The 14,026-nt window shown below is 54.6% G+C and carries 10 protein-coding genes; 9 read left to right on the top strand and 1 reads right to left on the bottom strand.

The genetic code is table 11. The features are described from left to right. Positions 1 to 151 precede the first annotated feature (151 nt). The 9 genes from ACPV3A_RS33340 to ACPV3A_RS33380 all read left to right on the top strand — a co-directional run bounded on the left by ACPV3A_RS33340 (position 152) and on the right by ACPV3A_RS33380 (position 13,742). A complete protein-coding gene (locus ACPV3A_RS33340) occupies positions 152 to 2,656 on the top strand; it encodes a heparinase II/III domain-containing protein (RefSeq protein ID WP_426204090.1) in 2,505 nt (834 codons plus the stop codon). Continuing rightward, on the top strand, positions 2,644 to 3,606 hold the full coding sequence (locus tag ACPV3A_RS33345; RefSeq protein WP_426204092.1) for an ABC transporter permease: 963 nt from the start codon (positions 2,644 to 2,646) through the stop codon (positions 3,604 to 3,606). The genes ACPV3A_RS33340 and ACPV3A_RS33345 overlap by 13 nt, the downstream gene beginning before the upstream one ends. Before the next feature lie 33 nt (positions 3,607 to 3,639). After that, positions 3,640 to 4,515, top strand: coding sequence for a carbohydrate ABC transporter permease (locus ACPV3A_RS33350; protein ID WP_194542985.1), 876 nt, complete (start codon positions 3,640 to 3,642; stop codon positions 4,513 to 4,515). Between the two features lie 88 nt (positions 4,516 to 4,603). Further along, entirely contained in the window at positions 4,604 to 6,199 is a 1,596-nt protein-coding gene (locus tag ACPV3A_RS33355) for an extracellular solute-binding protein (protein WP_426204093.1), read from the top strand. A 130-nt stretch (positions 6,200 to 6,329) separates the two neighbouring features. Continuing rightward, positions 6,330 to 8,033 carry a hypothetical protein gene (locus ACPV3A_RS33360; protein WP_426204095.1) on the top strand — a complete coding sequence of 568 codons (1,704 nt, stop codon included), beginning with the start codon at positions 6,330 to 6,332 and terminating at the stop codon, positions 8,031 to 8,033. A gap of 23 nt (positions 8,034 to 8,056) precedes the next feature. After that, on the top strand, positions 8,057 to 9,295 hold the full coding sequence (locus ACPV3A_RS33365; protein WP_426204097.1) for a DegT/DnrJ/EryC1/StrS family aminotransferase: 1,239 nt from the start codon (positions 8,057 to 8,059) through the stop codon (positions 9,293 to 9,295). After that, entirely contained in the window at positions 9,276 to 11,183 is a 1,908-nt protein-coding gene (locus ACPV3A_RS33370; protein WP_426204099.1) for a hypothetical protein, read from the top strand. The genes ACPV3A_RS33365 and ACPV3A_RS33370 overlap by 20 nt, the downstream gene beginning before the upstream one ends. Continuing rightward, a complete protein-coding gene (locus tag ACPV3A_RS33375; RefSeq protein WP_426204100.1) occupies positions 11,170 to 12,198 on the top strand; it encodes an alpha/beta hydrolase family protein in 1,029 nt (342 codons plus the stop codon). The genes ACPV3A_RS33370 and ACPV3A_RS33375 overlap by 14 nt, the downstream gene beginning before the upstream one ends. A 92-nt stretch (positions 12,199 to 12,290) precedes the next feature. Continuing rightward, entirely contained in the window at positions 12,291 to 13,742 is a 1,452-nt protein-coding gene (locus tag ACPV3A_RS33380) for an extracellular solute-binding protein (protein WP_194542980.1), read from the top strand. Positions 13,743 to 13,914: 172 nt separating this feature from the next. Here the strand turns inward: ACPV3A_RS33380 and ACPV3A_RS33385 are convergent. After that, positions 13,915 to 14,026, bottom strand: a 112-nt coding sequence (locus ACPV3A_RS33385; RefSeq protein WP_426199682.1) for an IS3 family transposase, incomplete at its 5' end; no start/stop codon positions are given.

Raw genomic sequence — 14,026 nt, forward strand, 5'->3', positions numbered from 1 at the left:
TAAATGAGAGGCCGAAAGTAAGCGAGTTGCCCAGAAGGGTATAAACGCAGATTGACCTCCATTGGGTATTGTTCGCCATTTAATTATGACAGCGTTTTCTTGGTCGGTTGTACAGTATGAAACTCACTTATTAACGGAGGAGCTGAGATTAATGCTTCGAACGGAATTTATAAAGCCCTCGCTGCTGGAGACGGGGGAAGAGCACCGGCTGAGCTTCATGCTAGCGGAGCCCTGCGGGAGACTAGAACCCCAATCGGATTCAGCGTATAGAATTACCTGCAGCGATCCGGAGACACTTGGGGTGAACGGAAGTCTGATAACCGGGCTGAAGCCGGGCGAGACGGAGGTATCCGTATATTTCCAGGGCGATAGCCCATCAGCGTGCAGCTGGAAGGTGCGGGTACAGCCGGCAGGTATGGATTCAGTCATGAAGCTGCAGGACCATCCGAGAATATTGTTTTCGGAAGAAGAACTCAAGGCATTTCGGGAACGGATTAAGCCGGGCGAGGGCCGTTCTTCGAGGATCATCGATGCATCTCGGCTATGGGAGGAATATTTGGCAAAAGCGGACGCCTATGTGGAGGAAGAAAGCTTCGAGGTGCTGTATCCGTCCATATCGGAGCAGTGGAAGGTTGAGCTGCCTCTGACAGAGCCGAAGCGGGCGCCCGAACCGCAAGGACATACCTTCTTCCCCTTCTGGACGATGTATGCCAGAGCGATTGAGGATCGGCTGGTCGTCATGTCCACGTCCTTCCTAGTGACGAATGAAAGAAAATATGCGGAGCGAGTGAAGGAGCATCTGTTGTCCCTGACTTCCTTCGGTAAATGGTATGAGTTTGACGAGCGGGGTGCAGAAGGAAATCTGAGCAACGCCCACCTGCTGCTTGGCGTTTCGAGTGCCTATGATGCGATTCACCGTCTTCTAACGGAGGATGAGCGGCGATCCATTCGCCAAGCCATTCTGGAAAAAGGACTGCAGCCGCTGGCCATCGATATCGGAAGCAGCGATATGCACAATATTGTCGCAGCCAAGCAGGTGGCGATGGTGTACGGTGCGGCGGCTATCATGGATGAGATCTCGTTTGCCGCCAAATATTTAAACGCCGGACTTACTTATCTTCAAAGCTATCTGGAACGAAAACGGGTGTCCGGCGAAACAGAGGGGCTGCTGTACGACAATGTGGCAGCACGACATGCTTGGATGGCGGCGGATCTTTACCGGAGAATCAGCGGCGATGACAGCCTGGTACAGGACCCGTATTTACGGGAAGAGCTTCCCGAGCGTTTTTTTCGGCTGATGGCGCCGGGGGAGGAGAGCTCGTTCCCGAATCTGTCGGATTCGTTTTCCAAGCTCGATATCACATACCTCATGGCCATGACAGCTACCCATTACGGCCATCCGGCAGCGGTGTGGTACTTGCAGAAGCATGCAGCGGCACATTACAATTCGCTTCTTTATTTGCGGAAAGAGACCTCCCCAAAGAGCCCGTCGGAGCTGTACGGCGCATGTGCTTCAGCGGTCTTCCGGAGCGTAGGCTGGGCCGCCCTGCGGTCAGGATGGGGCGATGAGGATCATCTGCTGTGCTTTGCCTCAAGCAGCTCGGCGAAGGACCATAATCACAGAGACCAGAACAATCTGGTGATCAATGTCGGCGGAGAATGGCTGCTGACCAATCCTGGCTATCAGGATTATGTACCCGGTCCGAAGGCGGATTACACTACCGGCACGGTAGGACACAATTCGCTGCTCGTCAAGGGTCAGGGACAGCTCCACCTGGGAGGAGGCGATCTTCGGGAGGAACTGCTGCTACCGTCATTCGAGGCGATTGTCGGGGACGCTACCGAAAGTTATGGGGGGCTGCTGAAAGGCTACCAGCGATCTGTCATACATATCGATTCGGCTTATTACGTCGTCGTGGATGATGTGGAACTGCATCAGGATTCAGATGAGGCGGAACTGCTGTTTCATACGACCTCGGCGGTCTTGGACGGTGATGAGCCCAAGGCCCCGGGCGAGAACCTGGAAAGTGACTCCATTGTATTCCAGGGGGAGAAGGCCGCTCTGCAGCTCATGTTCCCCTTTCCCGAGGAGAAGATGCTTTCCCTCCGTGAATACACAGGGGCGGAGAGCTACGGTCCTTATGTTGCTGTCGGTGGCGCGACGGGAAAAAGACGGCGGTTTCTCACGCTGATCAACCCGCGATTCCAATATGGTGAAAGGCTGGAAATCCGTCAAAAGGAACAGAATGCCGGCAGCCTTACCTACGGTTTGACGGTGGTAAGGCAGAATAGGGCGGAGGATATCTGGCTGTTCTGCGCTGACGCGGCTGAAGCACGCTACCGGGGCATTACCTTCCTGGGAGATACCGCCCACATCTCCGGTGACGGCAAGCTTCATTTGTGGAAGGCGGAGCGTCTGTCCGGCGGGGACATCGCTTTCGAGGCGGAACTGCCTCTAAGCATATACACCGATGCCCGCGATTCAACCTGCTTCGTGCATAATCCTCATCCGGTAGAAGTTCTCTTCAAGCTGAAGCTGATAACTGCCGGCGTGGAAGTCGAACAAACCACGCCACCCGGCTATTATGAATGGAATCTTATGAACATCGGCAGAGGTGGTCAGGCTGAAGGGAGAGAAGCTATGTGGAAACCGTGACTTCGAAAATCAATAAACCAACTCCTGCCAAAACGAGCGCATGGAAACGAATTCGAACTCGTATGTGGAGGGACCGTTATTTGTACCTCTTGCTGCTGCCGGGCCTGCTCTATTTTATCGTGTACCGGTATCTGCCCATGCTGGGCATATCACTTGCCTTTAAAGAATACAGTCCGTTCCGGGGATTTGCGGAGAGTCCTTGGGTCGGATTCGCGAACTTTGCCCGTATTTTCGAAAGCTCCGAGGTGATCCAGGTGATCTGGAATACCCTGACCATCTCCTTCCTGCAAATCGCGTTCGCATTTCCGGCACCGATCTTTCTGGCTATCATGCTGAACGAGGTGGCCAATCCGCTCCTGAAAAGAGGGCTGCAATCCATCGTTTACATGCCGCATTTTCTGTCCTGGGTCGTGGTGGTCGGCATCGTGACGATCTTTTTCCGCAATGAAGGTCTGGTCAACGATGTGCTCCGCGAGCTGTTCGGTCTGCAGCAGACGATTCCTTTTCTGACCGAACCCGATTATTTCCGTGCCTTTCTGGTGCTGGAGGTCATATGGAAGGAAGCCGGCTGGGGGACGATTATCTTCCTGGCGGCGCTCGCAGGCGTTAACCCGGCTCTGTACGAGGCAGCCGTCATGGACGGCGCTGGACGCTTCCGCCAAATCTGGCATATTACGCTGCCCGCCATCCGCAGCACAATCATTATCATGCTGATCATACGACTCGGTGACGTGCTGGAGATCGGCTTCGAGCAGGTGTTCCTTCAGCTGAACGCCTTTAACATGCATATCGGCAATACGCTCGACACCTTTGTGTATTACAAGGGTATTCAACACTCGGACTACAGCTTCTCCACCGCGGTTGGCGTTTTCAAGGGACTGGTTGGTCTCGTGCTGGTTATGGCCGCCAACAGGCTGTCCAAGCGCTTTGGCGAGCAGGGCGTATATTAAGCGATTCGATTCTTTCAGAGAGGAGATCGACACATGAAGCAAAAATCCATCGCGGACCGTTTGTTTAACGGTGTGAATATCAGTCTGCTGCTTGTCATATCCGCGGTCATGCTGTTTCCGTTTGTATATTTGTTCTCGGTTTCATTTTCCTCGTTCGAGGATTTTTTGGGCAGCAAGTTGCTGCTATGGCCGTCTAAATGGACGACCGACGCCTATGAATATATTTGGGCCTCCAGGACGTTCCGGCAGGCGCTGCTGAACACCTCGGTGGTTACCGTGCTTGGCACCATCGTCAATCTGTTTTTTACGGCGACGATGGCATACGCCTTGTCCCGTCCAATCGTTGGTCAGCGTACCGTTATGTTTATGGTCGTATTTGCGCTCCTGTTCTCGGCCGGCATGATTCCGACCTATCTGGTCGTGCAGGAAACAGGACTGCTTAATTCCATCTGGTCACTTATTCTGCCGGTGGCCATTGCGCCCTTCAACCTGATTGTCATCCGCCAATTTTTCATGAACATCCCAAGCGACATGATCGAGGCAGGCATTGTGGATGGCGCGAATGATCTGCAGATTTTCGGACGTATCATCCTGCCGCTCTCGAAACCTGCACTGGCGGCATTCAGCCTGTTTTATGCAGTTACGCACTGGAACAACTATTTTGCGCCGATTCTGTACATCAATGATCCGTCCAAATGGACGATTCAGGTGGTGCTGAGACAGATTGTGGTGGTGGGGGAAACGACAGGCACGCTCGGGGGGGATAATATGTTCCTCGAAAATCCGCCTCCGCCCGAGACGATTCAGATGGCCGCCATTCTGATGGCGACGCTGCCGATCCTGATCGTGTATCCGTTCCTGCAGAAGCACTTCGCCAAGGGCGTCATGCTGGGCGCCGTTAAAGGTTGATGACTTCGCACGGCCGGACCATGGCGGCTGTCGAATGAATCATAGATGGAGGTCACACTCCGACATTGATATGAATGGGGGAAAGCTCATGTTAAAGAAACGCAGACCTACCGCAGTAATGGCGGCCTTGCTCTCTATCAGCCTGGCTGCATGCGGCGGCCAGCCGAAAGCGGAGGAGCAGCCGAAAGCCCCGGCTTCGGGAGATAAGAGCCCGGCGCAGGCGGATCCAAAGTTTTCGATTACCGCAATCGATTTCCGGTATGGCGATCCGCCGCCGACTTCAAGTCCCGGCATTGACATGATCAACGAGAAATTCAATGTGGACTACAAGCCTGTTTTTGTACCGAACACCGCTTTTGATGAAAAGATCAACGCTGTATTCGCATCAGGTCAGATTCCGGATATGATCGGTTTAATGTCGACCGACTTGAAAAACCGCTACAACAAGTTTGCGAAGCAGGGTGCGTTTTTGGACCTCGAGCCGTACATCAACGATTATCCGACCTTGAAGGCCGTGCCCGATTACATATGGGACTCCATGCGAGTAAACGGCAAAATTTATGCGATTCCACAATATGCCCCGAAGTATCAGGTGGTACCGGTGATCCGCAAGGATTGGCTTGATAAGCTTGGCCTGAAACCACCGACCAATTATGAGGAGCTAAAGGAGGTGGCGCTGGCGTTTACGAACGGAGATCCGGACGGCAACAGCAAAAAGGACACGTACGGGATTGCCATCGGCCAGGATATTAATCCAAACTTTAACCAGGGACCCTATTGGGACCCGGATGCCTGGTACCATCAGGATGCGCAGGGCAACTACATCCCGGGCATAATCGGTGAAGGCCGCCGGGAGTTTATTACGATGCTGTCCGAGCTTTACAAGCAGGGAGCCATGACGAAGGACTACGCGATCCTGAACTGGGGAGACACGAACAAGGAATTTTATTCCGGCAAGGCAGGCATCTTCATCGGAACGCCGCGCGGCATGTCGCAGGACTATATGAACGGGCTGCTGGCGATACATCCCGAAGCCGAGTTTATACACCTGGAGCCGTTCGAGGACCCATACGGAAACAAGGGACTGACGGCTGGAGCAGGGTATAACGGCCTTACCGTGCTGAGCGCCAAACTTGAAGATGAGCCGGAAAAGCTGAAGAAAGTGCTGGAAATGATCGATTTCGGCCGCAAATTCTATCCGCAGGATCAGAAGAATGAGAAGAACGCCGATTTTGACTGGTGGTCAGGCAAAGTCGGTTCAGGTTACGTTATGCAAGACGGCGTGCCTGTCTTCAACGAGAACTTCGGCAGAGACGGCCTGGGTCCTTCAACGTATTATGTTGATAATTCATCTTGGGTACCGCAGGACTCGGACAATGTATATTCCATTACGTATCAGACCAAACAGCTGGTGGATCTTGTAGCCGCCATTGAAACGATGTACAAGGATATGAAGCTTTATATCAACCCGATCAATGGATTGGAGTCGCCGACGGACAACGAGAAAGGCGCAGAACTGAAAAAGTATGTCATGGATGAGCAGGTGAAAATGATTGCAGGCACCCGTCCGGTGTCCGATTGGGATAAACTGGTTCAGGAGTACATGGACAAAGGCGGAGCCCAGATCGTCCAGGAATACAACGCGAATATAAAAGAGAAGGATCCTAAAGCACTTTTTAAGTGAGATTGGTTAAAGTGACGCTTTATAAATGATCTGTAGAACGGCGGGGCGGGGCAAATCATTTTGCCCCTGTTCTGCATTGGATGACAGGCACCTATGCGAATGCGAGCAGGGGAAGGGGGAGAGATGTATCATGAGAAAGACAGCCAAAATCGGTTTATGGTTTAACAAACGGTCGGCGGAGTACCTCTGGAGACACGGCCAGGACCAGTTTCAGCTTTATCTGGAGGAGGTGCTTGGGCATGCCGGCATTCCTTATGCAAGGTTTGATGATGCCGAAACCCTGGAGTCCTATCATCCCGATATCATCGTCGTGCTGCACGCTGGAGAGAAGGAAGAGGATCTGAACCGACTGGAGCAGTGGGCCCGACAGGGTGCGACGCTCATCAGCTACGGTGGATTGAATCGTATGGCCCGCCGGATGGGCTGTACCCGGTTTGCCATCCGGGATGCGGTGTATGGCGATCTGTCGGGGTTAAAATATGCGCAAGGCATTCCGGTTCTGAGGGCGGTAATCAGTGATCCGTGGATGGTATCGCAGACATCTGTCATGCCGGTTGAAGCAGACGGCGTTCTGCGCCGGCTACGGAAAGATGGTGCCGAGGCGTCCGCGGCCGTCATCAAGTTCCCACTCGGCGGCGGACGGCTGATCCGCTGGAACGTGGACATTCCTGCGAACATCGTCATGCTGCAGCAGGGCGGAGGGCCGGTCGTGCAGGACGGCATACCTGCTCCGGACGGAACAGGAGCGGTGGACGAAGGCATTCTGAAGGCGGATGACCGGTGTGAGCTGGACTGGAATGAGGACCGCTCGGTGACAGAGACCGGGATGCCTTATTTTGATACGCCGTATGCAGACTGGTGGCGCGAGGTGATTGTCCGCCAGCTAATGGAAGAAGCAGATGCGCTTGGATTGTCGCTTCCGTTTCTGGATTATTGGCCGGAAGGCGTCCATCAGGTGGCCATGATTTCGCACGACAGCGACTTCAACGTTGAGGAGGCGGCCCGAACGACGTTGAGCGTGCTTCAGAATAACGGCGTCCGATCGACCTGGTGCATGATCGAGCCGGGTTACTCTCCTTCGTTGTACAAGGAAATTCAGGCAGCCGGGCATGAGCTGGCTTTTCACTTCAATGCTTTGGAGCAGGAGAATGGCATATGGAGCGCCGAAGAATTCACACGTCAACTGAGCGTGATCCGGAGCACCAGCGGATCGCCAATCGTATCGAACAAGAACCACTATACCCGGTTTGAGGGCTGGGGAGAGCTCTATGAATGGTGCGAGTTGAACGGCATTGAAGCGGATCAGACCCGGGGGCCGAGCAAAAAAGGAAATGTCGGCTTTCCGTTCGGTACCTGCCACCCCTATTATCCTATCGCTCGTTCTCATGAGCGAAATCGGCTTTACCGGGTGCTGCAGATCGGCTTTCTGACCCAGGATCTGGAGCATCCCACACTTTCGGATGTGTCGGTGATTACCCCGTTTCTCGAAAAGGTGGCGGAGGTCCGCGGCGTCGCTCACTTTCTGTTTCACCAGCAGCATATCCATAACCTGGAGCAGGTCCGGCATGCGCTTTCGCTTGCCGTCGAAACCGCGAAGCGTCTTGGTTATGCGTTCTGGACGAGCGAGGAGATCACTCGATGGGAGCAGGCCAGAAGATCTGCGGTACTGCGGGTCGGCGCAGACGGAATCCTGATCGCCGAGAATCTTCCGCAGGGAGCGGTATTGCGTCAGCCTTTGAATGCGGAGGCGGACCCGTCAGCTTCACGGACGGAAATTCGCTTTGGGCGCCCGTGTGCAGAAGCGGCGAGCAGCGTGAAAACAGCAGCTGAATAACGACGATGAGGAGGAATCAGATCGTGGAAACGTTAGCGATTCATGGCGGAGCGCCAGTCAAGACCGGTCCTTTTGGCACAGGTAAAAGATTCGGGGATGAGGAGGCCGCGCAGCTGCTTGAGGCGCTGGAGCAAAACACGCTGTTTTATCATTTCGGCTCCAAGGTAAAACAGTTTTTGGCCGATTTCAATGCGATGTACGGCCGGGAATACAGTGTGGCGACATCCTCCGGCACCGCAGCCCTTCATGTCGCGCTTGGTGCGGCTGCCGTCTCCGTAGGGGATGAGGTCATAACAAGCCCGATTACGGACCAGGGAACGCTGATCGGCATTCTGTATCAGAATGCCATCCCGGTGTTTGCCGATCTGGAGCCGCACACTTACAATTTGGATCCGGCTTCGGTTGAGGCGCGCATCACACCGAGAACCAAGGCCATTATCGTCGTCCATCTCGCGGGATATCCGTGCGATATGGATCCGATTATGAAGATCGCGAAGAAGCATGGCATCAAGGTTATCGAGGATTGCGCACAGGCCTATTTGACCCGGTACAAGGGCAGGCTGACCGGGACCATCGGAGATTACGGCTGTTTCAGCACGAATGATTTCAAGCATATTTCCACCGGGGACGGCGGTATGGTGCTGATCAATTCGGGAGCGCGCGAGGATTACGAAACCGCTCACGCCTTTGCGGACAAAAACTATCGCCGTCTAGGCACCACGGTTGACCGAGGAACGAGTTATATTGCACCGAATTACCGGATGACCGAGCTGCAGGGAGCCGTCGGAATCGCCCAGCTGAAGAAGCTGCCCTGGATATGCGAGCGGCGTAAGCAATACGGCGACCGGCTCAATGAAGGATTGCAGGGAATCCAGGGTGTCATTCCGCCGCAGGTTGACCCGGAGCATAACTGTACATACTGGTTCTACATGCTGCGGCTTGACCTGGATCAATTGACCTGCAGCCGCGAAGAGTTTTGCAGAGCGCTGGAGGCGGAAGGCATCCCGAACCGTGCCGGCTATATCCCACAGGTGTGCTATTTGCAGCCGCTGTTCCAGAAGCGGCAGGCTTATCCGGGAAGCCATTTTCCGTTTGACGGCAGCAGCGTTTCCTATAAACCTGGCCTGTGTCCGGTAGCGGAGGAGATTCTGGTCACGGCGGTTCAGATTCCACTGAACGAATTCTACTCGCTGGAGGATATTGAGGATATTATTCACGCGGTTGCCAAGGTGGGTGCTTGTTATGCCAAAAGCGATGAGTAATACGGCTAAAGCGGGCGGCGGTAAGATCCCGGAGAGGATGGGGGCTTTTGAGCGGATCGGCGTTCCCGCGGACGTGGATGAGAGCCGGTCAGCGGCGGTCTGTCGTAGAGACGACGGAGCCGAACGCATCGTAATCGCTGCCCGGGGATACGTGCTGATTGTGGATCCCGAGACGGGAAGCTGCAGCCAGCTTTATTTTCCGGGGGGCGAGGGCCAGTATCCGTTCGCGTCGGCCAGTGATCCCCGGGGGTGGTTCTATACGGGAGCAGGCCGCTATTTTTATATTGTAGATCCGTTCACTCCAGCATTTGTTGGACAGCACCGGATTCCTGAAGGGGAAGAGGAAGCGGGATTTGCGTTTGCCGTTAAAGGGGATGGACGGGTTTACGCCACAACGTACCCGGGAAGCTATCTGGTTGAGCTCGACGCTTCGTCAGATTCATCACGTACCTTATGCAGGCTGGATTCCGAGAGGAAGTATGCCATGACGCTTGCATGCGGAAGCGACGGGAAGATCTATGCCGGACTAGGCACGACATCGTCGGCCATCGTCTGCTTCCATGAGGAAACCGGCGAGCTGGAGATATTGCTCGAGGACCCCCCGGATATGCCCGGGAGCGCTGCCGTTCTCCAGGGCTGCAACAGCTCTGTCTACGGCTGGCTGCCTTCAGGGGGGAATGGAGACGGACGATGGTACCGGCTGGGCGAGCACGGGGCGGAGCCAGTGTCGGCGGAGGAAGTCGGTCCATCCCTGTATAAGGGAGCAGGTTACAACAAGCTGCATCTGGACCTTGACGGTGGCCGAACACTGCTGAAATGGCAGCTGTCCGACAGACAGGTCGTCATCATGGAAGCGGACGGGAGCTTGAGCCGGATTCCGCTTTCCTACAAGGGAGGCGGAACATCGCTCTCCCCGCTGTACGGAGGCCCGGACGGCATTCTGTACGGCACCTCCAATCACCCGCTGCATTTGTTCACTTATGATACCACAGCCGGGCGTCTGACCGATTGGGGAGGCGATATCGTGGAGCGGGGAGGCGGCGGCAATATCGCCGCTTATGCGGCTCAAGGGAACATCATCGTGGGTGCGGCATATGCAGGCGGCATGGTCCATCTGCTGGATACGGCAAAAGATTGGAATACGGAAGAAGGACCCTGCCGGAATCCTAGGCTGATCTATGAAAATGCCGCTGTCCACAGGCCGAGATGTGCGGCCGCGCATCCGGACGGCCGTCATGTTCTGTATGGCGGATTTCCCGGTTATGGTGCCGCAGGCGGCGGGCTCGGCATCGTGGATGTGCAGGCCGGTCAGGTGGAGATGCTAGAGCACCAGGAAATTGTCAGCGGGCAGAGCACGATTTCACTGGCGGCACTGCCGGACGGCAGGGTATTCGGGGGCACCAGCATTGAAACTCCTGGCGGTGGGATCAGCAAGGCGGGGGAAGCGGCGATGTATGAGTTGAGTTGGCCTGACCGGAAAGTGATTCGGCGCTGGGTGCCGATCCAAGGAGCCAAAGAGATTGCCCAGCTGGCTCCCGGCGTGAACGGCGTCCTGTATGGACTGACCTCGGAATCGATATTTTTCGTTTATGATGCTGATCTGCAACAAGTGGTTCACCGGAGCGATCTTTCTTCATGGGGCCGTATTGTCCGGCAGGGGCTGCTCATGACCGAGCGGGAGGGCCGTCCATTCCTCTTGGGTCTGCTGAGCAGGGCTTTGTTCACCGTGAATCCTGTAAACATGCAGCCAGAGCTGCTGGACCGGCTTCCGGCTGAAGCGACCAGCGGGATCGCCTGCCTGAACGGAGACGTGTATTTCGGTTCCTTTGCTGAGCTATGGCGGTATCGGCTGGAAGAGGAGGGGAATTACTTTTATGAATCGGTTTAATGGGGACATGATGCCGCTGTTAGAGGGAATACATACCCTTGATGCTTGGATGGAGAAGAAGTCCAGACTGAGAGAGCGCTGGCTGCAGCTGTTGGGGGAGCCTCCGGGGCCGGTTGATTACAAGCCGAGTGTGGCCGCAAACAGCGGTGGCTTCCGGGTGATATCAGAGCATGACGAGGAAGATCACACAAGAGTTAAGATCGTTTACCATTCCCCGGAAGCGGATCCGATCCATGCTTATCTTCTGCTTCCACATGGAAAGCCAGCTGAGGGAGGTTATCCCGCTGTTCTGGCTCTTCATCCGACAACCGAGAACGGAAAAGACGATGTATGTCTGCCTTCCGGTCGGGAGAATCGGCGGTATGGTCTGGAGCTGGTTCAGCGCGGATTTGCCGTGCTGGCACCGGACTCCATCACGTTCGGCGACCGGGTCTACCCAGGGGAAGAGCCTTTTCAAACCGCTCCGTTCTATCAAGAGCACCCCGTGTGGACTGCGGTTGGTAAAATGCTCTCCGATCACATCACGGCGGTCGATGTGCTGTCCTCGCTGCCGCAGGTAAACTCCCACCGGATCGGCGTCATCGGCCATTCGCTGGGCGGCTATAACGGCTGGTTTCTGGCCGGAATGGATAAACGCATCAAGGCTGTCGTCTCGAGCTGCGGGTTTACGATGTTCCGCGGTGATCCGGAGCCGAACCGCTGGGGGCAGCGGGAGTGGTTTTCCCATATCCCTTCCATAACGGACAGCCTGAGTAACGGCTCCCTTCCGTTCGAGTGGCATGAAATCGCGGCGCTTGCGGCCCCGGTGCCCATGTTTATGTGGTGCGGGACGCGAGATCCGATTTTTCCGAACTGGCGTGAGATTGCATCGGGTCTTGGGGAACTGGATGGCTTGTATGATTTTCTGGGCGCTTCATCTGCTTTCGGGTGCTGGATCGGCCATGAAGGGCATGACTTCCCGCGGGATATCCGGCAGCGTGCCTATGCTTTTCTTGAGAAGAAGCTTGCAGAGTAAAATATATACGCGTTCTCTAAGCGGAGTGCATGGAATCCTGATGTTCCTCATGATATACTGATTGTTATAGACATGTATAGGAGCGGTATATATTGTTGCGTAGAAGAAATGAATTTCATGAGCGTTATGAACGCTTTGTTCAGGAATTGAGAAATGAAATCGTCTCCGGCGTTCTGCAGCCGGGTGAATTTATTTTGCCGGAAAATACGCTTAGCCAGAAGTATGAAATGAGCCGGGTATCGATCCGGAAGGCGCTGGATGAGCTGGTGAACGAAGGACTGATCGAGAAGATTGCGGGCAAGGGCAACCGTGTGAAGGAGCCGGATGAGGACAGAACGCCTGTCGTGCTGAAACTCGCCTGGTTCTCCTCCTCCTATGAAATTCCGATTATCGAGAAGATGATCGAGGCGTTCGAGCGGAAGCATCCGTTCGTTCAGGTGGAAATGGTGCTGTACGCCGAGGACTTCTACACCGAAACCATCATTCGGTCCATTGATGACGGTCAGGGCCCCGATCTGTTTATTATGTCGGATCAGCATTTCCGGGAATGGACCGAAAGCGGGCGAACGAATCTGCTGACAGGATATGTTCCTCCTCGTCTCATGGAGGAAGGGGTCAGCTATCCGAGGGTGTTCGACCTGTTCAACGATGAGGGCAGCATGCTTGCGGCGCCGTTTGTGTTCTCTCCGGTGGTCATCTGCTACAACCGTTCGATCTTCCGTCAGCACGGCCTGCCTTACCCTATCAGTCTTGGCGACTGGAAGGAGCTGCTGGCGGCGGCCAAAGCCTGCACATCGGCCCCGGACGAAGACGGAATGACCGATCATTACGGCTTCTGCTTCTCCTCGTCTCCGAACCGCTGGCCGGTCTTCCTGCTTCAAAATGACGGCAGCATTATGGCTGCAGACCGCAGCCGGAGCACGATGGCGGATCAGCGGAATATCGAAGCTTTGGAGTTTTGCGTATCGCTTATGTACAAGGAGCATGTGTCGCCGATTTTCTCCCATGGCAGCAGCCATTTAGCCGAGAGCCTCTTTATGAAGGAACGGGTTGCCATGATCATGTCCACCTATTACTTCATGAATGAATTCCGCGATCATTCCATCGACTGGGATGTAATGACCCTGCCGAACGGCACCAAGCCCGCAACGATGCTGCTTGGAGGGGGGCTGTCGATCAACGCTGCGAGCAGTCATCGGAATATCGCTGAGAAACTCGTGGATTTTATGACAGGTGAGGAGGCGCAGACGCTGTTGAAGAAGCACGGCTGCACCATTCCGGCTTTGCGGTCGGTGGCCGAAGATGACCGTCTGCTGAATCCGGACATTCATCCGCAGCACTATAACCGTTTTCTGGAGGTGCTGCCTCACGCTTATCCGCTTCATACCCTCAACCTGAGCCAATCTGAAATATCGACGCTCCTGGATGAGCTGAATCTGCTGTGGGCCGGCATGGAAACCCCGGCGGATACCTGCACCCGAATTGAGCAGCTGTTCAACAGCCGTCTGGGCCTGACGGGCGCCGGTACGGGAATGGAGAAGTGAACGAAACTCTTATTCCGTCTCATTACGTCAGGTAGTTTGAGCGGTAATTAAATGTATGAAGGAACTTCATGGCAGGATGCGAAATTGTCAGATGACTCAGATGACAATGACATATGGATTTTGAAAGCCGCATAAATGAAGTGACCCCCAAAAGTTAGACACGGTTATTTCATTAGGCAGCTTTCTCAAAATGAGTTCGGTACTGTACCGGACTCATTTTTAATTTTGCCTTTAACCGTTTGGTATTGTAGTATTCAATATATTTTTTCAGTTCTTCCTTAAAA

Source organism: Paenibacillus sp. Dod16 (genome assembly GCF_049893405.1).
Taxonomy (GTDB): Bacteria; Bacillota; Bacilli; order Paenibacillales; family Paenibacillaceae; genus Paenibacillus_AQ.